This window comes from Pedobacter ginsengisoli (assembly GCF_030244015.1).
Taxonomy (GTDB): domain Bacteria; phylum Bacteroidota; class Bacteroidia; order Sphingobacteriales; family Sphingobacteriaceae; genus Pedobacter; species Pedobacter ginsengisoli.
Genome location: NZ_JASSYX010000003.1, coordinates 1,071,453 through 1,093,368, shown reverse-complemented (window position 1 = coordinate 1,093,368; position 21,916 = coordinate 1,071,453). Strand labels below are relative to the sequence as shown.

Below are 21,916 nucleotides of genomic sequence, written 5' to 3'. Positions count from 1 at the left end.
TACCTGCTGGGTAATTTGGCTTTTAAGCTTTACGGCACCTAATGTTCTCGCCATTATCCAAAAAGGAGATATCAGCTAATTGTTCGGGGTCAACTTTTTCTTTGGCACCTTCGATCCGTTCGCAGGTTGGTGAGCATATCGATATCCTGTCGAATAAAACAAGCAGTTCAGGTTATGGCAAATATTCCCTATCTTTAATTGACGCTAATTCAAAATTTATGGATAACAAACTGTCTGTGTGGACTATTGAGAGGTTAACTAAGCGGAAGAAATTATTAACCTGGTCAAGTACAATTGTATTCTGTTGTCTATTGATTATATTAATATCAGGGACATACCTTGCTATGGCACATGGAAAATACCAGCAACTAGGCATGACAGGTGTTTTTGCTATCATGTTTATATCGATGAAGAACCAACTTCAGCGCATTCAAACGGAGCTTCAATCAAGAACTGCTATTTAGTTCGCTTTTATGGAAAACGTTAAGGATATTATTGTCGTTTACTGGCTAAGTAAACCGACTAACTTCGACATCGAGTAAGCTAACCAATCATTCAGCTAGGCTTAATCAGCCTGGCTTCATCTGCCTATCCTTTAGATATATGAAGAATAATCTATTTGATGTATATTAGTTTGTCTAAATCGCTCAACATGAAAATTAGCCAAGTATTAGCAATCGTTTGCATTGGGTTTGCTAGTTGTAAGCAAGCTAACCGACCATTACAAGTTTATAATCTAAAAATTAAACAGGTAACACTTAACATATACGGGTCAAAGATGGTTGACAATCTTAAGAAGATACAGTTATGGCAATCAATGATACCATTGCATATGACAGAGCTTTATTAAACTTCTTCGGTACCAAGCAAGCTGAAAAATTGACCGAAGAAAGAGTGTCTAAATGCGTGCGGTTGCAGCCTCACACTCTGCTTTTATCTCTTTATAATCTGTAGGGTCGAGCTTGCATCTAAAAGTAGCCCCCTAACTTCAGCAATTTTTCGTTCGAATGCCCAGGTTAAACGTAGTCCTGAACTATGTATGTTCAGACACTAAAAAATCTAAGTAATCAATCACCGTTCAACTTCTTCAATCCAGTGATCGCGCTATTTAATTTTGGATTAAGCGCTAAGGCCTTTCTGTACATTAGAATTGCATTTTGCTTGTCGCCTGTGTCAGCTAATACCATTGCGAGGCTGTCGTATACGTTTGGACTGTTTGGATATAAAACGGTGTTCAATCTCAGCACTTCCATTGCCTGTGCTTTAAAATTGTTAAAGAACATTCCCAGGCCAGCCATGTTCATTTCCTGTTCATCCAGTGAAAAGTTAGCGGTATCTGCCTTGATCGTATTTAATCTTGCCCAAGCGTCATTAAGGCTGCCTTTTAGCAGTATTCGCGTAAATTCGTTCGCTACGGATTTTTTATCTGTTTGGGCTTTTCCTCCGTTCATCAGATACATCAAACTCATAGCAGAGCCGTGTGTGCTCCGGTGGGTGACGTTATTAAGCACGATAACAGTCTGGCGCTTGGTGATGTTCCGGATGAAAGCTGTTACTGCTCCCGGCATTCCACCTGTATGAAAGACAACTTTGCCTAAGCGGGCATCCTTCAGTATGTACCAGCCCAGACCAAAATTGGAAATGTTGTTTTTCCAGCCCATTTCAGCTAGCGTCCCGTTGTTGAGTTTGATTGGGGTAAATGCTTTCTCCAGCGTTGCGTGTTTAAGAATTTTTCCCGTGTACAGTGCCTGGTCAAAGTTGAGCAGATCCTGCGTTGTGCTGACCACGTTGGCCATCCCCACCAAGCCATCAATATGCAGCAACTCTATCTGATTATGTTTTAATGAATCCGCCCTCTGTAATACCCAGGGTGCAAATTGCAAATAATCATAACCCGACACCCGCTCAGGGTCATTAACCTTAATCAGTGGGGTGGTGATATAGGTATGCAGCATCCCGGAGGGTTTAAATATTTGCTTGCTTAGGTAGTCAGAAAAGGTGGTCTTAGCAATTCTCTCAACGATCAGCGCCAGTAAGTTATAGCCGGGATTAGAATAGCTCCATTTTTCTCCGGGTGCGCTGCGGAAAGCTTTAGTATCATTGTTAATTGCTGATGGGATGTCAGTAAGGGTGAATACTTTGCTGGTATCCTGAAAGTATGGTTTTTCAAGGATCTGGTAATCGGCCAGTCCGGATGTGTGGGTCAGCAGATGCCGGACTGTGATGGCTCCGTTGTTCAGTTCAGGGATATATTTTTTTACCGGATCATCCAGGTGCAGTTTGCCCTTTTCATTGAGCTGCAATATTGCCACGGACGTAAACAGTTTAGAGACTGAGGCCAAGGTAAAGGCAGAAGCAGCAGTAATGGGAGTTTTGCTTGCGGTATTGGCCATCCCGGTTGACTTCTGGTAAACGATTTTTGCCTTCTTGGCAACCAAAACATTTCCGGACAGCTCATATTCGTTACCCCTCAGGGTAACTAAACTGTCAATCTGTTGAATGTAGTTTTGCGTAGCTGCGGGGTTCATGAGGGCAAAAAGCGCAAGAATTACCGTAATGTGTTTCATTGTGTTTATTGTTTAATCAGCACAAAAATAGTTGGCACTGGTTGCAAAAAATAGGATGAAATTAGCGCTGCGCTATTTCACAAATTGCTTTGGGGAAAGGCCGGTTGCTTCCTTAAATGCCCTGATGAAATGGCTTTGATCAAAAAAGGCACAGGTATAGGCGATCTCGGTGAAAGATATATCCGAACAATTCATCAGTTGAAGCGCCCGTTCGATTTTCAGCCTTCTACGGTATTCTCCCAGGCTGCAGCCGAAATACCGGGCAAAATATTTCGATATGGTTACAGGATGGACATCGGCAGCCAAGGCAATTTGCTGTAGAGAGATTTCGCTATTCCAGTTATCACAGAGCAGCTCGCGCGCTATTACTGTCCATTGAGGGGCTCCCTTTCTTATGGTTAACAATTGCGGCTGGAGCAAACTGAGAAGTAATCCATCAATGTTGTCGCTAAAGAGATGATCCTGGAAGTGTAGTTCCTTGTACAGTTGCAGCATAATATAGGATGCACCGGGCGTTCCGGTTAACTTTTCAAAATCACCTTCCTGAAGTTCATAACGCTTCAGAAATTCCGGTTCCAGCTCCAGGTTGATGTTTTTTCCGGTCGGGCTAACCAAAAATATCTGATGTTCTTCGCCTGCCCTGACATAGGAGAATTGTTCCATATTACTGTTCACCCCTGAATGCGATTTTCTGCCAACGACCATCTGTCCGCTAAGGCCAAAACTCAGATGCGGGTTCTCGTGGCTGTGCAATAGGGGTTTCGAAACTTCCCGGTGGTACTCGGTTATACCAATCAGCCAGCCAGCGTTTGAAACCCTGTTGCTTACAGTACCCTGATATTCTCCGCGTGATAAGTTTAACATTGACCTCTGTTTGTTGATTAAAGATAATAAATATTTTGCGCGAAGATGTGGTACTCCGGCCTACTGGGGGGTGAGAATAGAGTTAAAAAAGTTTGAAATTGGTCTCTTTGAGACCACAAAACGATCCACTGTATACAAGCATGGGAATAAAATTGAAAAGCCTTTTTTATTAACTTTTCTATGACGAAAGTAACTTCGACAATATCAGATGTGGAATTGCGGGAGTTCCTTGTTGGATCAGGACTGGGGCAACGGCCTGATAGTCTAGATCGGGCTTGACGACTTACATTTCTGACAGAAGTACTGAAGCTGCGCCCTTCAGCAGACCAGCGCTCAATCTTTGGGTAATATTTGGATTGATGTATTCAAAAAGGATAGTCCCTTTCTTGTTCACAATAAAAACTGAGGGGACAGGCAATAGCTTATTTATGTTTTTGCCCCCTGAGGCTTCAGCGAGGAAGCTGTCGTAATTTTTTGGTCCTTTGAAAGCGATACCAAAACGCTTGGCTGCGCTTAGGTCAGCATCGGATAGGAGGATATAGGATAGTTTTTCTTTGGTCAGAGTTTTGCGAAGGTTGGCCGGACTATCGGTACTGATCGCAATGATTTGATAGCCTTTAGTTGTCAGCTCTTTTTCGATCTCCTGCAATCCCGAAAGCTGTTTGGAGCAATAAGGACACCAGCCTCCGCGGTAAAACACCAGGATCGTCGGTTTTTTTGCAATAGCTTTGTTGAGGTCAAAGGACTCGCCTGAAATCATTGGGAGCTTCACCATTGGTATTTGTTCACCAATCAGCAAGGGAGAGATATCTTCAGGCTTTAAAGGAACACCGGAATACATTTTTATGGTGTCTGCAGGCGATTCACTTTGAAAAGGCGAGTATAATTGCCTGGCATTTGCTTCTACTGTTAGGGCAAAGCCTAGTGTCAGGACGAGAATATGTATATACAGGCTTAGCGAATAGTTCAGCTTTATTTTGCTGCATAAAATAATACTTTTGAGGCTTTTCCCAGGGTTTAAGTGTTCCATAATTTTATTAAATTGTTTTCAAGATTTGTTGCTTTGTCGGGCTGCTGAAAAATTCCTTACAGAAATTTTAAATATTTGTAAGGATTGCTTTCCTCGTCCGACTAAGGGCCAATATTGGCAGTGTAATATACTATGCAAACAACCCGATCAGAAATATCCAACTTTAAAACCGGTCCGTCAGACCCGCATCTGTGGGTAGATAAGTATGCTGACTACCTCTATGGCTTTGCGCTGGTCCGGATTAACAGCCAGGAACTGGCTCGCGATCTGGTTCAGGAAACGTTTTTAGCTGCCCTGGAAAAGTACAGGGCATTTGAAGGACGAAGTACTGAAAAGACCTGGCTGACTGCTATCTTAAAAAATAAGATCGTTGACGTTTACCGTTCCAAAGGGTCTGGTTTTGCAAAAAAGGGTTCCATGCTTGAGTCAGAGAACATGGATCATGATTTTTTTGATCAGGAAGATGGGCACTGGAATAATCAGCACCGTCCGGCCGCATTTGGTATAGAGCAGGTCGACGCACTTGAAAATAAGGAGTTTCAAAAGATTCTCAAGGCTTGCATGGACAAGTTGCCGTCCATCTGGCTTTCAGTATTTACAATGAAACACATCGATGATGAATCTACCGAGATGATTTGCCAGTCATTGAAACTCAGCTCATCCAACTTTTGGGTAATCATTCACCGGGCAAAAGTAAACTTAAGATCCTGCCTTCAGAAAAACTGGATATAAAGCTATATGAAAATGATTGACCCAGCACAGCTGAAAAGCATAGCCTACAATTGCAGAAAAGCTACCTACCTGATAGAAAAGCAGCAGATCGGTAAAATTACTATGCGGGAAAAACTTGAACTGAAAATTCACCTTGCCGGATGCTCGATCTGCGTAACGTTCATGAAGCAGAGTAAGTTAATTAACCAAATGGCCAGGAATTTGTTAAGCTCCGGGCCAGCAGCGCTCAAGCTTAATGAAAGTTATAAAAAGAAATTACGGGAACGCATCGACGATCATCTGGCCAACAACTAATGAGGGCAACATTCAGCTATAAGCATCTACGCCCCAAAGGTTCACTTACTGGAACAGTTCTGCTGATTGCGGGCTTCATTATCTTTAGCTTTTGCCCTCTCAGAACGGCGATTAGCAATGCCTTGTTGCCTCATCAGGAACAAAGCTATAAGCAAAACCTGAGAAGAATTTCGGCCATGAGCTGCCCTTCGACCGGCAAGATCACTTTAGCAAGTGAGAGCAAAGTTTCCCGTACGCAAAAAAAGGGGTTACTCTTCACTTCAAACCAACAGTTTGGGGCCGGGTATCTGCCTGTCACGGTTTGTCAAACCTACTTTTCCTTAGCATTCAGTTTAGAAACTCCCAGTAAGGTTCCGATTTATCTGAGGAACCGGACGCTATTGATTTGAGATTTTCTTCGTTATGTCTGTCCACTACTCCCGCTCGTACATTACCGGGCGGAATGGACTTTTTATGTATTTTCAACAAAATCCAATCAATTATGAAAACTCAAATCATCAATATATCAAACGAAAAATATCAACTGGCAGCTCCGTTAATTCTGCGGCTAATCATCGGCGTTGGTTTTATCGCTCATGGCTGGGTGAAGTTATCCAAGGGCGCCCCTTCCGGTTTTGAAAAACTGCTCACTCAACTTGAGGTCCCATTCCCGCATTTTATGGCCTGGGCGATTTCGATAATAGAAGTGCTGGGCGGCCTGTTTATTTTCTTTGGTTATTCAGTGGTGCTTACCGCCATTCCGCTGATATGCATCATGCTTGTGGCCATGTTTACCATTCACATTCACTACGGCTTCAGTTCCGTAAAAACGATCGGGCTATCGCCTGAGGGCCCCTTATTTGGCCCGCCGGGATATGAGATTAATTTGCTGTATATTGCAGGGCTTATTTCCATAATGTGTACCGGGGCTGGTGCTTTTTCGGTAGATAAGCTCCTTAAAGGCCGAAATCGATGATGCATCTGTTCCCGACTGTCTTGATTGTTTCTCTGATCGTTATGATTGCTGCCCTGTTCCGTTCAGCTTTCGGATTTGGGGAATCCCTGATTGCCGTTCCATTACTTTCTATGGTTATGCCGTTAAATGCGGCTGTTCCATTATCTGTATTGGTTTCAGTATTTGTGGCTGCCTTTGTTGTCGCCCAGGACCGCAAGAAAGTTTACCTGAAAAGTGCGGCTTACCTGATTCTGTATGCCCTGATTGGGGTTCCGCTTGGATTATGGCTCCTGGTACATGCCCAGGAAATGGTGGTCAAGCTAATTCTTGGAGCGCTGATGATTTCGTTTTCAGTCTATCTTTTAAAGGGAAGTGAGCTCAAAGCGCTAAAGGAAGATAGCCAATGGTGGTTACTGGTTTGCGGGATGCTGTCTGGCGTGTTTGGTGGCGCCTACGGCATCAACGGGCCGCCGCTAGTCATCTATGGGGCCAAACGCCGCTGGACAGCGGTAAATTTCAGGGCTACTTTACAAGCCTACTTTTTTATCGTGGGATTGATCAGTATAGCAGGCTACTGGCAGGCGGGATTGCTGGATGCAGGTGTGCTGAAGTATTTCCTGTGGTCGCTTCCAGCGCTGGTTCCTGCAATACTTGCAGGAAGGTTTATTAACTCCAGAATGCAGAATGGTCGTTTTTTTAAGTATAGTTACCTGGCCGTTCTGGCGCTGGGTACCCTGGTGATCCTTAACTGCATTTACCAGGTTTAAATATTGAATGACAAGAAAGCCGGGACAGCCCTTAGCTGCTTGCCGGCTTTCTTTCTAAGAGACCTGATGCGATCCGATCACCTGGGGGGATATTGCAAGAAAGGCCAGGTCTTTTACAACAAAAAAGTCACTAACAGGCATCCCGTCCGTAACTTTCCAGATACCTGGTGTGGTGGCAAGGAAACTCAAGGTGGTGATAAAAATATGCTTTTTAAATTTCTCATATCAAGGTTACTTTAATAATTATTTGAGGGTGACTTTGATGATCTGATTTATTGCGGGTAAAGTGGTAAAGGCGTTTGGATTCGGAACAGCGGAAATCGGGGTGCTCTCCGCTAAGGGAGTGCCCGCCAGGTTGAATTGTGTAACTCCGGCTCCCGGAAACTGGTCGGTTGCCGTACCATTGTTAAACAGGCCTATGCCCTCCGAGAGATCTCCTTTTTTGGATGGATCGATGCCTTCGGCTCCGGTGGCGAAGAACCAGTCATTGGAAAAGCCATACATGGTAGCAATTGCGAGCCTGTCACCTTTGGAAACCTGAATTTCCTGAGATACTGATCCTCCGGGCTGTCCATTTATTTTAGGCAACAGGACGGTAGTATTAGGGGCGGGTAGTACGTAAACCGATTGAATGCCGTTTTTACCTTTCAGATACGCAGACAAAACCGAGGCATCACCTTTTTGGGCAAGGTCTTTCAACCCTTCTCCTCTGTCTTTCTCGCCTAATTTGTACAGGGGATTTTCAATGCCATTGTAAATTACCAACAGCACAGGGGATAAAGGAGTGAATATTCCGGTACGACTTGAGGTGACGGCCTTGAGTGGCTCATTATTGCCGGATTCTGCAATAGCAGTAAGGGCACTGTTTGTAGATTGCCCCTTTTCGAACAAAGGTGTAGGATTAAGCAGGTTTCCCCCTGCGATATAAGAAACTGCCCATACTCCTGGGCTCAGTGGGGTTTCATTGGCAGTACCGCCTGAAATGTTTTCCAGGGTGAGGGTAAACTGCGAGTTTCCGGTATATTTCAGACTTGCTTTTACCAGCTTATCTGCAGACAGATAGGTGTTGCCCTGCGCATCTGATTCGGTTACTTCAGTTATATTCTTACTCTCTGCCGTTCCGGGATGGTTTACTGCGTTTCCGGGTGCCTGGTTTACCCTGGAACCATTGTCCCATAGTTTGACCAGCAACGAAACGTCTCCTTCCACCGGTTTGCCGTCATTGTCGTAAACCAAAATGCCTGGGTTCTCCGGAGCGAAAAATAAATCATTTGACGCGCCATACATGCTGACAAAGGAAATGGCCTCGCCTTTGGCGGCTGAAAAGGTGATTGCCACAGACTGGCCCGGAAGAATCAATGCAGGAGATCCTGTGCCCTGAAAGGTCCCCGATTCTACAAGTGGTTTTGAGTCCAGGATGTTTTCTATACTCACTGTTGTTTTTTCAAAGGATTCCATTGGGGAAATGTGGTCGGACTTCTTACAGGAAGTAAAGGCGATGGACAGCACTGCTGCCATAATCAAAGATGGGATTTTAAGATTTTTCATAAAGCTTTTATCCGTATTGTCGGAAAAGTCCACATTTCCTTACAAATTTTTCTACCTAAATTGGGTGTTGCATTGATTGGCAGGAAAGCACAAGGTCCAAGCCGAATGCTACGTACACATTGCCGATTTAGAAATGATGCGCAGCAATAAACTGGAGGATAAAATCCACTCACAAAAGAGCTCCGGTAATAGATTAGTGTTGTCGACCTATATACTTACTATAACGACGTGATTGGAGTACCTAAATCTCCCGGTCAACGTGATTGTGAAGTAGACTTGTTCAATACACTGAACCCAAAAAGAGAGGTGAGGAGCAACGGGTTTAGCCTGATCAGTATAGATTATCTGGAAACACAGGTATTCAGGTGGGTTACAGTTATAAGTTTTAGATTTGCCGGTCTAAGGGCTGTATTAGCTGAAATTCAGAATTTCTACTAAATTCAAACCGAAGTTTGCATATATAGAATATATATGTTTAACCGGATTTTGAGGAGCAGGTACATGGTCCTGTTCTCTTTTATTATAGTCTTTCTTGTTACATCCTTCCTGATCAGGACAGGGCTGTTTATCGTTTCCCTCTCCAAAGCTGACTTTAGTGCTGCGGGAGTCTTCAGGATATTTCTTTTAGGACTGGATTATGACCTGGGAGTTGCTTTGTTGCTGACAGCGGTCTACAATTTGTATCTGCTATTTTTACCCGCTAAGTGGTCAAACTCAATAGGAAATAAGGTCATTACTTACAGCGGTCTGTTCCTTGTACTGCTGATCTCGTTTTTCTCCTTCTTTGCTGAGCTTACTTTTTGGCAGGAATTTGAGAGCCGCTTCAATTTTATTGCAGTTGATTATCTCATTTACACTTATGAAGTAGTCAATAACATTAACGAATCTTACCCCTTGCCATTATTAATTGGAGGTGTGCTGGCCCTGGTTCTTTTGGTGATGTGGCTATTTCAGAGAATGAAAATTTTCCAGTTGTCATTTGAGTCAGCAATGCCTTTTAAAAGACGGTTGTTGATTTCTGTCATTATGCTCGCCATGACGGTTTCTTATCCGTTTTTGCTGAGCAATGCTTATGCAGAATCCAGTGCCAACCGTTACGAAAATGAACTTTCCAAGGCGGGTATCTATTCATTCTTTTCTGCATTTAAAAACAATGAACTGAACTACAATGACTTTTATTCATTGTTGCCCAAAGACAAGGCCTTTAAGCTGATCAGGGAAGAATTGCAGGAACAACACAGCACTTTTCTCAGCAAAGGCAATTCCATCAAAAGGGCCATCAAAAGCGATGGAAAATTTTATAAACCCAATGTGATCATGATCACGGTGGAAAGTTTGAGTGCTGATTTTATGGAACATTTTGGCAACACCGGGCACTTGATGCCTGCATTGGATTCTTTGGCTGATAAGAACCTGATATTTACCAATATGTATGCCACCGGGACACGGACTGTAAGGGGAATGGAAGCATTAAGTTTAGCAATACCACCTACGCCGGGCAGCAGTATCGTGAGGAGGCAGGACAATCAGAACCTCACCACAGTCGGCCACATATTCCAAAAGGCAGGTTATACCAGGACCTTTTATTATGGTGGCGATGGTTATTTTGACAACATGAATGAATACTTCGGGAGTAATGGATTTAATATCACAGATCGTGGCCGGAACCTGAAGATCGGTGATACTTATCGCACAAAAAGAACGGTAATCCCAGACCAGGAAGTCCATTTTGAAAATGCCTGGGGAATCAGTGACGGAGACTTGTTTAAAGCGGTAGTCAGCGGTGCGGATAAAGATTATCAGGCAGGAAAGCCATTTTACGATTTCGTCATGACGACCTCCAATCACAGACCCTTTACTTTTCCGGAAGGGAAAATTAATAGGAAGCCCGGTACCCGTGAAGCCGCTGTGAGGTATACCGATTATGCAATAGATCACTTTTTGAAAGAAATCCAAAAGAAAACCTGGTATAAAAATACAGTAGTAATTATTGTCGCCGACCATTGCGCCGGAAGCGCGGGGAAAAACGAGATTGAGATCAGCAAATACCATATTCCCTGTGTGATTGTGAACCTTCCGGAAAAAGGCAGGAAAGTCATCAGCAAAATGTGCTCTCAGATTGACCTTTATCCAACCCTGTTCAGCCTGCTGGGCTGGAACTATGAAAGCAATCTTTATGGCCGCAATGTACTGGACCCCGCTTTTCAGCCAAGGGCAGTTTTAGGCACTTATCAAAAACTGGCTTACTTGAAAAACGACAGCCTGGTCATCTTAGGGCCTCAGCAGAAAGTAGAGACTTTTTTGTATCTTAAATCTGACGACACCCAAAAACCTGATAGACTATCTAAAAATGTAATTGATCAGGCAAAAGCAAATTATCAGACCGCTTATGATCTTTATAAGTATGGTGGTCTGCATCAATAGTATCAACAGATTTTCCACAAAATTGGAGGATAGCTTTGTTTCAAATTCATTTCCATCTGGCCATACCTCTTTTGCCTTTATGAGTGCGGAATTTCTGCACCAAGGAATTTAAAGATAAGTCGGTATGGTATGGAGTGGCAGGCTACGTGGTGGCAATGGGCACAGGAACAGGAATTTTATCAACTAAAATTTCTTACCTGCTTTATCCTTATCTTAAACAAAAAATATTTCATGGAAATGTGCAAGACATGATCGTTAGTCCGGGATATCAAAAATGGCAGAATTAGCCTTAATTTTATCAAAAGGTTTTAATCATATGAAAGTGTTGATCATTGAGGACGAGCCCGAGCTTGCAAAAAGCATGGTGAGTTACCTTTCCGGGCAGAATTACCTTTGCGAACTGGCAATGGATTATCATGAGGCCTGGGATAAAATCGGAGCACATCAGTATGATTGCATCCTCCTGGACTTGATGCTCCCTGGAGGCAGCGGGATGAAGATCCTGGATGAATTGAAGCAGCAGCATAAAGAAGACGGCGTAATAATTATCTCTGCTAAAAACTCACTGGAAGATAAGATAAAGGGGTTGGAGCTCGGTGCTGATGATTACCTGGCAAAACCTTTTCATCTTTCGGAACTTGCAGCAAGGATATTTTCAGTTATCCGCCGAAGAAACTTCGGTAATTCCAATGTTGTTCTGCAAGGGGATTTGAAAGTTGATCTGCTGGCCAAGGCTGTTTATGTAGGTGAAGTTTTGGTTCCGCTCACTAAAAAGGAACTTGAACTGCTTGTTTTTTTTATCGGCAATAAGAATAAGGTGATTTCTAAAAGTGCCCTGGCGGAACATCTGTCTGGAGACCTGGCAGATATGCTGGATAACCATGATTTCATCTATGCGCACATTAAGAATCTAAAAAAGAAGCTGACAGAAGCAGGATCAGGTAATTATCTTAAGACATTGTACGGCAACGGATATAAATGGGAGGTATGAATAAATTGCTGAATAAATCACTAAAACAGTTCACCGTATATGCAGGAATCGTACTGGCTTGCAGTATTCCTGTTTATTATCTTGCAATCCGTGAACTGTGGCAGTACGAGTTGGATGAGCATAATATTATTTTAACAGCTGAGGCCGGCCGAGAAGACAGCTACCTCATTATCGGTGCGATCACTCTTTTAACGGTTTTTTTTTCGCACTTATATTGGTCGGATTTGTATGGCTTAACCACAAGATATCCAGTCGGCTTTGGCGGCCGTTTTACCAAACTCTGGAAAAAATCAAAGCATTTGATCTCACCAGCAACACAACCGTGCACTTTGAGCCAGGAAATGTCATTGAATTTGAGGAGTTAAATACGAGTATAAATAAGTTGTTAGAAAGTAATATTGCCGCATTCCGCCAGCAAAAAGAATTTACGGAGAATGCATCGCACGAGTTGCAAACTCCATTAGCCATAGTTCAGTCTAAACTGGATTTGTTGCTTCAGGACGGCGCATTGAGTTCGGCCCAATCTCAGATTATTGAGGAGACAAACAACGCGCTGTCCAGGGTTTCAAGGATCAATAAGAATCTATTGCTACTTGCTAAAATAGAAAACCAGCAATTTCTGGATAAACAGCAGATTAATATATCCGAGCCGCTTCAAGAGGTTCTTGATTTGCTCTCGGACCTGCTTGAGGGGCGGACTATTGAAGCTAATATCAATCCCATTTGCATAGTTGAAGGAAATAGGATACTGATTGAGATTATGCTCACCAATCTGCTGATGAATTCATTAAGGCATACAGAACCAGGTGTTAAAATTATGGTTTATCTTTCCGTCGCCGAACTGGTCATCTCCAATCCGGGAAACTACCCGCTGGATGCCGTCAAGTTATTCAGGAGATTTAGCACAGCGTCCGGTCAGACACCAGGTAGTGGACTTGGACTTTCCATAGTAGAACAAATTTATAGCAGGTATGGCTGGGCGGTCGAGTACAAATTTACTGAACAGCAACATCAGTTTTCAGTGAGGTTCTGATTTAATCAAGAGAAAAAGTTGTTGCATGTACATGCAAAATTCCGGTTATGACTCTGGAAGTCTAGCACAACTCAATTTTAATGGGGTGGTTAGATTGAAAGTTAATATTTTAAGCACACTTTTATCTGAATAAGGGAACGAAATAGTTTGAATCCGTCTCGTCGAGATATTTAAACACCTTTTCGTCTTATTACATATTGATCATTGCTAGTTGACCAAATTTGTATAACATATCTATATTTGGGATATATTCAGGGTACATGTCTAGTCGTCCCAATTGTCTGTCTGCTTTACCAAGGAGATTTATTACCTCTATGTCATTCAGTTCCCATGCTCTATTTATTGGGTTTGGCTGAAAGCTTTTGTAGTATCCCTGATTGGTATAAGTGCCTGGATTAAAAGAGTTCATTCGATCGAGTCAATTTTTATTATTATAAACTAAAATAAGAATGCCCGTTAATTTAGATTTTACGGTTAAATTGAATTAGAGGAGTTGTTAATTTAGCTTTTGACGGCTTGATGTACGTTCAGGCAATATTGTGTCCAGTCCTTAATTTACTCGTCGTTTTTAAGTGATAATCCGGGTATAAGTTAACATCAATTTGAAATTTGCTTTCAAGCGTAAAGTAGTTTGGGTTCTGTATCTCTGAATGATCAGGCTGACATTCTCAACAAAATTAATTGACATTCTGAACAAAACACACCCTTTCGTATCGGCCTAAATTTGCCCTATATCATTTAATAAAAGAAAATGGAAAAGAACAATTATCAAGGCGCATTACAACACCCGATAGGATCGGGGTTTAATACCAAATCAACAGCAACTGAAGTTCTCAAAGGCATCGACCTGACTGGAAAGATCGCAATCGTAACGGGTGGCAATACAGGTATTGGCCTGGAGACTGTCAGTGTACTTGCGGCAGCAGGAGCGACTGTGATTGTACCGGCAAGGGATGTTGAAAAAGCAAAGAAAAATCTGGAAGCCATTCCAAATGTAGAAATAGAGGCAATGGATTTGATCCAGCCTGACACCATCGATGCGTTTGCGGAAAATTTCCTTGCATCAGGCAGGCCTCTTCATCTGCTCATTAACAATGCGGGGATCATGTGGGTACCACTCCAAAGAAATAGCCATGGTATTGAATCACAGCTGGCAACCAATTATCTAAGCCAGTATCAGCTAGTCGCAAGACTGTGGCCGGCACTTAAAAAAGCCAACGGTGCACGCGTTGTCAATGTTTCTTCGTTGGGACACCATATGGCACCCTTTAATTTCGATGACCCCAATTTCGAGCACAGAGAATACCAGACACTGCTAGGCTATGGACAGTCAAAAACCGCCAGCAACCTATTCGCTCTGGAACTGGATAATCGTGCAAAAGCACACCAGGTAAGGGCCTATTCCTTACACCCCGGATCGATTGCAGGAACAGAACTGGCTAGAGATGCGGATATCGAACTGTTTAAACAGATGGGGTTTTTTGATGAAAACGGGAACATTCGGCCGGAAATATTGGCCGGCCTGAAAACTATCGCACAGGGTGCTGCTACTTCGGTATGGGCTGCCACCAGTCCCTTGCTCAACAATATCGGCGGCGTATACTGCGAAGATGCCGATATCGCTGAACTGCTATATGAAGACCTGGCTGTACAATCGAACGCTAAACTGCACCAAAATGGAGTACTGGCCTATTCGCTGGACCAAAGCAGTGCCAAAAGGCTATGGGATTTGACCCGGGAAATGACAGGAATTGAATTCAACGCAGACTAGGCCGATGGCAGGCAGTGCATCTGATGGAATGTAATCAAAAACCAATAACTTTATCACAATGGAACATATATCCAAATACCTGACCAAAGACATCAAGCTTTCCAGCTATGAGGACAAGCTGTTCAAATCAGACCTGATGTTTGATGACCACATGCTGGTATGGTTCATTTCTGGTGAAACCAGGATCATTCAGGCAGATTCCACCTTCAACTTTAAAACAGGGGATATTTTTCTAATCCCCAGAAATGAACTGGCTACGATCATCAACTATCCGAAAAATGGCCTGCCACACAAAACCGTGGTGATGCACCTGTCCACTGAGCGGCTAAAGAAGTTCTATGAAAAGACTGAGTATAAAAAGAAAACACCGTCCCGGCAGAAATTATACCGCTTCAGCAACCATCCGCTATTGGAAAGCTGTCTGGCTTCTCTGATCCCCTATTTTGACGTGGAAAGTGAGTTTCCGGAAAGTCTGGCCACCCTTAAAATTGAAGAGGCGATCAACATCCTGCGGCTGATCGATCCAAGTGTGGATAGCGTCCTTGCCAACTTTGATGTTCCGGGCAAGATCGACCTGATCGATTTCATGCAGCGTAATTTTATGTTCAATATGTCTCTGGAAAAACTGGGCTACCTGACCGGCCGAAGCTTGTCAACATTCAACAGGGATTTTAAAAAACTGTTCTATACCACGCCACAGAAATGGCTGACCGACAAAAGGTTGGAACTGGCTTATTATCACCTGGCCGAGAAAAAGAAAAAACCGACTGAGGTTTACCTCGAAGTCGGTTTTGAAGACCTCTCCCATTTTTCCTTTATTTTCAAAAAGAAATATGGGGTTTCACCCAACCAGTTGCATCCATAGCCGTAAGCGTTTCGGTCGGCTGGGAATTTGATCAGGATGACATGGACTTACAGATCAATCTATTTCTTGTGGCAGCTCATTTTTCGGATTTGAATAAAAGCTGACTAAACTGATAAAGGTCATTTTTCCAGACCTTGAAATCATGCTGGCCAGGTTCTTTTAAGAAAGTGTGTGGGACTTGGTTTGCGGACAGATAGTCACGGGTACGCTCAGTTATCGGCAGCAGCCTGTCCTGATCCCCACAGGAAATCCAGAGCAGACTGATTTTGCTTCTGGCTGAGGCCGGATCTGCAAGCAGCTCTTTAGGTTGCTTGGTATTGGGAGCGGAGGAGAAACCGCCAATCCAGGCAAATTTATCGAGATTGCCCAGGCCAAAGTTCAAAGCCTGCCCTCCACCCATGGAAAGCCCTGCAATTCCCCTGGATTTTCTGTCTGCCAGCACCGGGTATCGCTGCTCAATATAGGGGATGAGGTCATTCAGAAGATCACCTTCAAAATTGCTGAATGCCGCTACCTTATCTGCCGCCATGATGTTACCTGCTGCCCTGTCATCGGGCATTGCCCTTCCATTGGGAAGCACGACAATCATCGGCACAATTTTTTTTGCCGCATATAAGTTGTCAAGAATGTGCTGGGGGTTACCGTTACGCAGCCATTCCAGTTCATCACCGCCAATGCCATGTAAGAGATAGAGGACAGGGTATTTGTTTTTATCAGTGAATCCAGGTGGTAAATAAACTACTGCTTTCCGGTTTGTTCCCACAGTTTTGGATGCATAGGTAATCGTGTCAAGGCGTCCATGAGCGATGCCGGAACGCATCACATCAAAACCTTCAGATGGTGGGCCGGGTTGCTGCGCGGAAACTGAAAAAAGCTGAGTAAGCAACGGGACTAAAAGGCAAATAAATCTTTTCATAATTGTTTAGATAATGGTATAAGTTTGACCAGCTTTGGTATCCAGATCATACAGCCAGGTTTGTGGTAAGTTGATGCTTAGATCTTTTCCGCTATTTTTAATCAGCGGTGTTTTGATGTCGGTAGCCTGATTAAAAAATCCGCTTTCTTTCTCTGTTGCTTTTTTGAGAATCGGGGTGCCTATCTGGTGATTTAGTCTGATCCTGCAAGTGCCGCCAAGGGATGAATGGACTACTAGTTTGGTGATCTTGCGATCAGACCATTCCATATCCACTTTAAACCCGCCCCTGGCCATCATACCTGTAACGCTGCCTTTTGGCCAGGCATCTGGGAGGGCCGGAAGCAAATAGAGTGCATTGTCGTGACTTTGAAGGAGCATTTCCGCGATCCCGGACGTGCAGCCGAAATTACCGTCGATCTGGAAGGGTGGGTGCGCATCAAACAGGTTTGGATAGGTGCCGCCTGAGCCGCCTGTCACTGGTTTGATCTGGTCGGTAATCAGTTTATAGGCATGGTTGCCGTCCAGTAGTCGCGCCCAGAGGTTGATCTTCCAGGCCATTGACCATCCGGTAGATACATCGCCACGATAAACAAGGGAATTTTTTGCGGCGGCGAACAATTTGGGGTGCTTAAAAGGAGAGATTTGGTTGCCCGGGAACAGGCCGTACAAATGGGAGACATGGCGGTGTTTGTCATCGGGGTTGTCAAAATCCTCCAGCCATTCCTGAAGCTGGCCATGTTTGCCGACCTGCATGGGCGGAAGTTGATTCCGATAATTCTGCAGGCTGTCAGAAAATGCTTTATCGGTTTTTAGTTGAGCGGCAGCTTTGATTAAATTAGTAAACAGGCCATAGACCAGCTGATTGTCCATCGTCGCACCGGCAGCAACCGATACGGGTGTCTTTCCTCCGATGTATTGGTTTTCCGGCGAAATCGACGGTGAGATCACCATCCATTTATGATCAGGATCTTTTTGCAGTACATCCATGTAATACCATGCTGCGGCTTTCATTATGGGATAGTATTGTTTCAAAAACCTTCTGTCTCCGGTATACAGATAATGTTCCCAAAGGTGCTGAGTCAGCCAGGCGCCTCCCATAGGCCATAATCCCCAAAAAGCACCATCCACTATCCCCGTTGTGCGCCAGATATCGGTATTGTGGTGCAGCATCCATCCCCTTGCCCCATACATGGTCTTTGCTGCTGAGCGTCCGGAAACTGACAGATCGCGAATCATGTTAAAAAGTGGTGTGCCCAATTCTGATAATTGCGTTACTTCGCTCGGCCAGTAATTCATTTCTGTGTTGATGTTCACCGTATACTTGCTGTCCCAGGGACCTTTCAGCTCGCCGTTCCATAATCCCTGCAGATTGGTAGGCTGAGAACCGGGCTGTGAGGAGCAGATGAGCAGGTACCGTCCAAACTGGAAATAGAGTTCAGCTAACTGAGGGTCGTTGCCGTCAGCGAATTCTGCTATTCGCACATTTGTTGGCTTACCTGCAGAAGCAGAGTGGCCAAGATTCAGTTTTACCCTGTCATAGTATTTTTTATAGAACAGCTGATGTGCTGCACGCAACCCGGAAAAGGAGTTTTTAAAAGCGCCATCAAGAATTGATTGTGCTTTTTTCTGATCGTTTCCTGAAATCTGATGGTAATTGATAAAATTTGTGGCCATAGAAAGGTAGACGACTGCTGTATCTGCTTTGGAGATCACCAGTCCGGAACTGTCAGCCATACTGGTACCTCCGGCTTGCTTTGTTTTTGCCATCACAGTGAACCGGACCTGACCCTTTTGGTTTTCGTGGTCACTTCCTTTTCCGCTTAGAATAAGACCATTGTCATCGACAGCCAATGATTTTTTCAGTGGACTTTGAAGAGTGATCCTGCAACTGATCATTCCAGGGCGGTCAGCACTGAGCCTGACCAGCATCACATTGTGTGTAAATGAAGTCAGGTATTCCCGTTTATAGTTCACACCGCCAGAGCTGTAACTCACCGTTGCTGTAGCATTGCCAATATCCAGGTCCCGCCTGTAATTACTGATTTCTGTCTGCCCCGGAAAATCGATGTACAGGTCACCAGCAAGTTGGTAAGGCATGCCGCTGTTTCCTTTCGGCCCTAGCTTGCTGTTGGCCACGATCTGCGCTTCCAGGTATTTTTTTTGGGCGAGCAAACGCCGGACTTCATCTATATTGGTCCTGGCCGCAGTATCAATATTGCTGTTCGGCCCTCCGGCCCATATGGTCGATTCATTCAGTTGTATCCGTTCTTTTTCCGGGCGGCCAAATATCATACCCCCAATGAAACCGTTTCCAATTGGCAGGGCTTCGTTCCAGTTGGAAGCAGGCTTGTCATACCATAATTTATTGCGGTCTGTCTGTGCCTGGGAGTACACAGCTGTGCAGGTACCTATCGCAGTTAACAATAGCAGGATTTTTACTGTAAATATTGTTTTCATATCATTGGTTATCCGGTCGTAAAAATTCTTTTGGATTATCGGAGATGGCTTCATTGACTACACCCATGCGTAGACCTTTCCCTTATAGCGCCTGACTACTGTATAGATGTGGTCTTTTAGTCGTTTGAGTAAAATCTCCTTCGTTACCTGGCTGCCGTCCTGGTTTATAAACATCCATTTAGGTGCCTGGGTGTGCCAGCACAAATTGTGCCCCGTACTTTTAGCCCATTTTCCTGTGCGAAAGCTACAATTGCATCGGCCCCGGCCCAATTGTAACGACCTTCTTCGGGGTGGATGGGGCCATGCCGCCAGGAGTGTGATGAGGTGATTTTTTATATTTACGGTCAATCTCATTTGATTTTCTTTTTAAACTGTAACCATCGCTTTGATCACTCCATTCTCCGGATTCAGCCAGGTCTGAAATTCATCGGCGGCCTCTCCGAATGTACAGCGGTGGGTAATGTAAAGCAGAGGGCGAACCCACTTATTTTTTATTGCGGAGATCACCTGGTTAAAATCTTCAACGGTAGCGTTCCTGCTGCTCATCAAAGTGGCCTCCCGCTTGTGAAATTCCGGATGGCTGAAGTTGATGTCTCCTTTTTGCAAGCCGATCAGGACGAATCTTCCGCCGTGAGCCATGTATTGGAACGCACCGTTAATGGCATTCAGATTTCCGGTGGCATCTATTACAACTGCTGGCATGTCTCCGCCCGTGATTTCCATCAGCAATTCAATTACATTATCATAGAGCGCATGAATAATATGCTTTACCTTCAGCTTTTGCTGACAAAAGTCCAGCCGCCTGGCGTTGGTATCCATTACAATGACATTTGCGCCTGCAATTCTGGCAAACTCTATTGCTCCCAGGCCTATTGGTCCTGCGCCGATCACCAATACATATTCTCCAGGAGTTACTCTTGCCCGCTGGATGCCATGGGCCCCGATAGCAAGAGGCTCGACCAGCGCAAGCTCGTCCAGGTTTAATCCCTGGCCGTTGATGACTAATCTGGTAGGTACCTGCAGATATTCAGCCATACCCCCGTCCCGGTGTACTCCGAAAACCTGCATGGCTGAGCAACAGTTCGTTTTGCCAGAGCGGCAGGCCAGGCAATGCCCGCAGTTCAGATAAGGCATTACTGTAACTGTAGCACCCGGCTTAAAATTATTCGGATCACTACTGGTGACCACTTCGGCCGCAAGCTCATGTCCTAAAACTCTTGGATAAGTGAAATAGGGTTGCGAACCATTGAAAGCATGTAGATCCGTACCGCAAATGCCGATCCGTTTAATTTTCAGTAAGGTCTGATCCGCTGCAAGCGGGCCAACTGTTTCATCTGTATAAGCCAGTTCACCAGGTGTTTTGCAGACTAATGTTTTATTCTTCTCCATTACAATTGAAAAATTTGATCCATCGGGAGCCACTTCTCTCCAGCTTTAGCCCAGGGTAATGGTTGCTGGTAATCCCACATCAGTTTCTCCCAAGCTTGCACTTTGGTGTTTAACGCGATGAGTTTTGCCTGACGTTCGAAAGAAAAATCATCGTTGGTTTCCATGATCATCACCAGGCGGTTGCCTGTCCGGTAGATCTGCATGTTCGTAATTCCCGAACTGGTAATGCTTTCGCGGATCTCAGGCCAGCCGTTTTCGGCTTTGTGCCAGTGTTCATATTCGGCAATCAATTCAGGATCATCTTTAAGATCCAGTGCCAGGCAATATTTTTTCATATTTTGTAATCTTGATCTATTAATTTGTTCCTCCGCATTTCCTGCCAAAAGGCCGCAGGGATGTGGACATCTTTTAGTCCCGTATTGATGCTTATGCGTTCAGGATTCGACGTATTTAATGCAACGCTTTGAACTCCGGGCGCCTGAAATACAAAGGCAGTGCAAACCGCTGCGGGCGATAAGCTATAGGCGTCGCAGACCTGATAGAACTTATCCCGCCAATTATAGAGCTCCGGCTCGGTACTCCTGTTCACCGCACGGTAGTTGTAATAGTCTGACCCGGTCAAAAATCCGGCATTAAAAATTGCGGAATTGATGATCAGCACACCCTTTCTGTGCAATTTTTCCATAAACTTTACCAACTCTTTTGGATGGCTGTGTACAGTCATGCTGTTTGCAAACATTACCCAGTCGAGCTGTACGTCCATGCTTATTTTTTGAATGGTCTGCCAGTTCTTGGCACCAACCCCAATTGAATCCACCTTCCCTGCAGATTTTAATTCATTGAGGGCCTGGTAAGCATGAAGGATGTCCTGGTACCGCTTGTCCAGATCTTCAGTATTTTGAGCCCCGGCAAGATATTCATCAGGGTCATGTACTGATACCATCCGGGCCTCATATGCTCCCAGGAGCTGATTACCCTGCTCGTAGCATTCAAGGATACCATGGTAGCTTATTTTCTGGACCGCATCATATTTCAGATCTTTCCATACACCGGGTTCAAAAGTTGGCTCAGGTTCAGTTAATTCCGTTCGCAGCCAGCCCAATTTGTTGCTGATCACTACTTCTTCCGGTTTTACCTGCAGACTTTGGAGGCATTTTCCCAGTGATTCCAGGGCCAGCCCGGCACCATACTTCCCGGCCGAATCAAATACAACCGGAGGAGATGAATGTTTCAGACATTCGCTGATGATCTCCTGTTTGACATCCTGAGGGAGTGCCACGTAAAGGTTGCCTAGACCACTGGTGCCGAAAATAATTTGAGGTAGCTTCATCTCT

Annotated in this window: 23 protein-coding genes; 12 read left to right on the top strand and 11 right to left on the bottom strand. The window is 44.4% G+C overall.

All coding sequences use genetic code 11. The features are described 5' to 3' along the window. Nucleotides 1-1,067 precede the first annotated feature (1,067 nt). From QEP08_RS17045 to QEP08_RS17035, 3 genes are all read right to left on the bottom strand, one after another. Nucleotides 1,068-2,567 (bottom strand): serine hydrolase, encoded by a 1,500-nt coding sequence (locus QEP08_RS17045; RefSeq protein WP_285059802.1) that lies wholly within the window; start codon nt 2,565-2,567, stop codon nt 1,068-1,070. Between the two features lie 72 nt (nt 2,568-2,639). Continuing rightward, the gene (locus QEP08_RS17040; RefSeq protein ID WP_285059801.1) at nt 2,640-3,431 is read right to left on the bottom strand and encodes a helix-turn-helix transcriptional regulator; all 792 of its coding nucleotides are present in this window, start codon (nt 3,429-3,431) and stop codon (nt 2,640-2,642) included. Nucleotides 3,432-3,714: 283 nt separating this feature from the next. Beyond that, nucleotides 3,715-4,461 carry a peroxiredoxin-like family protein gene (locus QEP08_RS17035; protein WP_285059800.1) on the bottom strand — a complete coding sequence of 249 codons (747 nt, stop codon included), beginning with the start codon at nt 4,459-4,461 and terminating at the stop codon, nt 3,715-3,717. Between the two features lie 132 nt (nt 4,462-4,593). Here QEP08_RS17035 and QEP08_RS17030 point away from each other — a divergent pair, with 132 nt between their 5' ends. From QEP08_RS17030 to QEP08_RS17015, 4 genes are all read left to right on the top strand, one after another. Beyond that, the gene (locus QEP08_RS17030; RefSeq protein ID WP_285059799.1) at nt 4,594-5,193 is read left to right on the top strand and encodes a sigma-70 family RNA polymerase sigma factor; all 600 of its coding nucleotides are present in this window, start codon (nt 4,594-4,596) and stop codon (nt 5,191-5,193) included. A gap of 6 nt (nt 5,194-5,199) precedes the next feature. Further along, nucleotides 5,200-5,487 (top strand): hypothetical protein, encoded by a 288-nt coding sequence (locus QEP08_RS17025; RefSeq protein WP_285059798.1) that lies wholly within the window; start codon nt 5,200-5,202, stop codon nt 5,485-5,487. A gap of 481 nt (nt 5,488-5,968) precedes the next feature. Next, the gene (locus QEP08_RS17020; RefSeq protein ID WP_285059797.1) at nt 5,969-6,442 is read left to right on the top strand and encodes a DoxX family protein; all 474 of its coding nucleotides are present in this window, start codon (nt 5,969-5,971) and stop codon (nt 6,440-6,442) included. Beyond that, the gene (locus QEP08_RS17015) at nt 6,439-7,188 is read left to right on the top strand and encodes a sulfite exporter TauE/SafE family protein (protein WP_285059796.1); all 750 of its coding nucleotides are present in this window, start codon (nt 6,439-6,441) and stop codon (nt 7,186-7,188) included. Before QEP08_RS17020 ends, QEP08_RS17015 begins: the two co-directional genes overlap by 4 nt. A 54-nt stretch (nt 7,189-7,242) precedes the next feature. Here the strand turns inward: QEP08_RS17015 and QEP08_RS17010 are convergent, their stop codons facing one another. Continuing rightward, complete coding sequence (locus QEP08_RS17010; RefSeq protein ID WP_285059880.1) at nt 7,243-7,386, bottom strand: DUF417 family protein; 144 nt, start codon at nt 7,384-7,386, stop codon at nt 7,243-7,245. A gap of 45 nt (nt 7,387-7,431) precedes the next feature. After that, nucleotides 7,432-8,736: a spondin domain-containing protein gene (locus QEP08_RS17005; protein WP_285059795.1), complete on the bottom strand. Its 1,305-nt coding sequence runs from the start codon at nt 8,734-8,736 to the stop codon at nt 7,432-7,434. Nucleotides 8,737-8,964: 228 nt separating this feature from the next. Between QEP08_RS17005 and QEP08_RS17000 the strand changes: the two genes are divergently transcribed. The 8 genes from QEP08_RS17000 (at nt 8,965) to QEP08_RS16965 (ending at nt 15,820) form a co-directional block, all read left to right on the top strand. After that, entirely contained in the window at nt 8,965-9,174 is a 210-nt protein-coding gene (locus QEP08_RS17000; RefSeq protein WP_285059794.1) for a hypothetical protein, read from the top strand. Nucleotides 9,175-9,207: 33 nt separating this feature from the next. Next, nucleotides 9,208-11,160 (top strand): LTA synthase family protein, encoded by a 1,953-nt coding sequence (locus QEP08_RS16995; protein ID WP_285059793.1) that lies wholly within the window; start codon nt 9,208-9,210, stop codon nt 11,158-11,160. Between the two features lie 83 nt (nt 11,161-11,243). Continuing rightward, nucleotides 11,244-11,447, top strand: coding sequence for a hypothetical protein (locus QEP08_RS16990; protein ID WP_349019047.1), 204 nt, complete (start codon nt 11,244-11,246; stop codon nt 11,445-11,447). A gap of 29 nt (nt 11,448-11,476) precedes the next feature. Continuing rightward, entirely contained in the window at nt 11,477-12,151 is a 675-nt protein-coding gene (locus QEP08_RS16985; protein WP_285059792.1) for a response regulator transcription factor, read from the top strand. After that, complete coding sequence (locus QEP08_RS16980) at nt 12,148-12,516, top strand: hypothetical protein (protein WP_285059791.1); 369 nt, start codon at nt 12,148-12,150, stop codon at nt 12,514-12,516. The genes QEP08_RS16985 and QEP08_RS16980 overlap by 4 nt, the downstream gene beginning before the upstream one ends. Nucleotides 12,517-12,533: 17 nt before the next feature. Next, the gene (locus QEP08_RS16975; protein ID WP_285059790.1) at nt 12,534-13,184 is read left to right on the top strand and encodes a sensor histidine kinase; all 651 of its coding nucleotides are present in this window, start codon (nt 12,534-12,536) and stop codon (nt 13,182-13,184) included. 751 nt (nt 13,185-13,935) lie between these two features. Then, nucleotides 13,936-14,955, top strand: coding sequence for an SDR family NAD(P)-dependent oxidoreductase (locus tag QEP08_RS16970; RefSeq protein ID WP_285059789.1), 1,020 nt, complete (start codon nt 13,936-13,938; stop codon nt 14,953-14,955). Nucleotides 14,956-15,013: 58 nt separating this feature from the next. Next, nucleotides 15,014-15,820: a helix-turn-helix domain-containing protein gene (locus QEP08_RS16965; protein WP_285059788.1), complete on the top strand. Its 807-nt coding sequence runs from the start codon at nt 15,014-15,016 to the stop codon at nt 15,818-15,820. Between the two features lie 76 nt (nt 15,821-15,896). Here the strand turns inward: QEP08_RS16965 and QEP08_RS16960 are convergent, their stop codons facing one another. From QEP08_RS16960 to QEP08_RS16935, 6 genes are read right to left on the bottom strand one after another with little or no spacing between them, the layout of a single operon-like run. Then, the gene (locus QEP08_RS16960) at nt 15,897-16,736 is read right to left on the bottom strand and encodes an alpha/beta hydrolase (protein WP_285059786.1); all 840 of its coding nucleotides are present in this window, start codon (nt 16,734-16,736) and stop codon (nt 15,897-15,899) included. A 6-nt stretch (nt 16,737-16,742) separates the two neighbouring features. Next, the gene (locus QEP08_RS16955; RefSeq protein ID WP_285059784.1) at nt 16,743-19,193 is read right to left on the bottom strand and encodes a glycoside hydrolase family 95 protein; all 2,451 of its coding nucleotides are present in this window, start codon (nt 19,191-19,193) and stop codon (nt 16,743-16,745) included. Between the two features lie 57 nt (nt 19,194-19,250). Continuing rightward, entirely contained in the window at nt 19,251-19,547 is a 297-nt protein-coding gene (locus QEP08_RS16950; RefSeq protein ID WP_285059783.1) for an endo-1,4-beta-xylanase, read from the bottom strand. Between the two features lie 12 nt (nt 19,548-19,559). Next, a complete protein-coding gene (locus tag QEP08_RS16945; RefSeq protein WP_285059782.1) occupies nt 19,560-20,582 on the bottom strand; it encodes a zinc-binding alcohol dehydrogenase family protein in 1,023 nt (340 codons plus the stop codon). Next, nucleotides 20,582-20,917, bottom strand: coding sequence for an L-rhamnose mutarotase (locus QEP08_RS16940; RefSeq protein ID WP_285059780.1), 336 nt, complete (start codon nt 20,915-20,917; stop codon nt 20,582-20,584). The genes QEP08_RS16945 and QEP08_RS16940 overlap by 1 nt, the downstream gene beginning before the upstream one ends. Beyond that, nucleotides 20,914-21,912, bottom strand: a complete 999-nt coding sequence (locus tag QEP08_RS16935; protein ID WP_285059779.1) for an aldo/keto reductase — start codon at nt 21,910-21,912, stop codon at nt 20,914-20,916. Before QEP08_RS16935 ends, QEP08_RS16940 begins: the two co-directional genes overlap by 4 nt. Between the last annotated feature and the right edge of the window lie 4 nt (nt 21,913-21,916).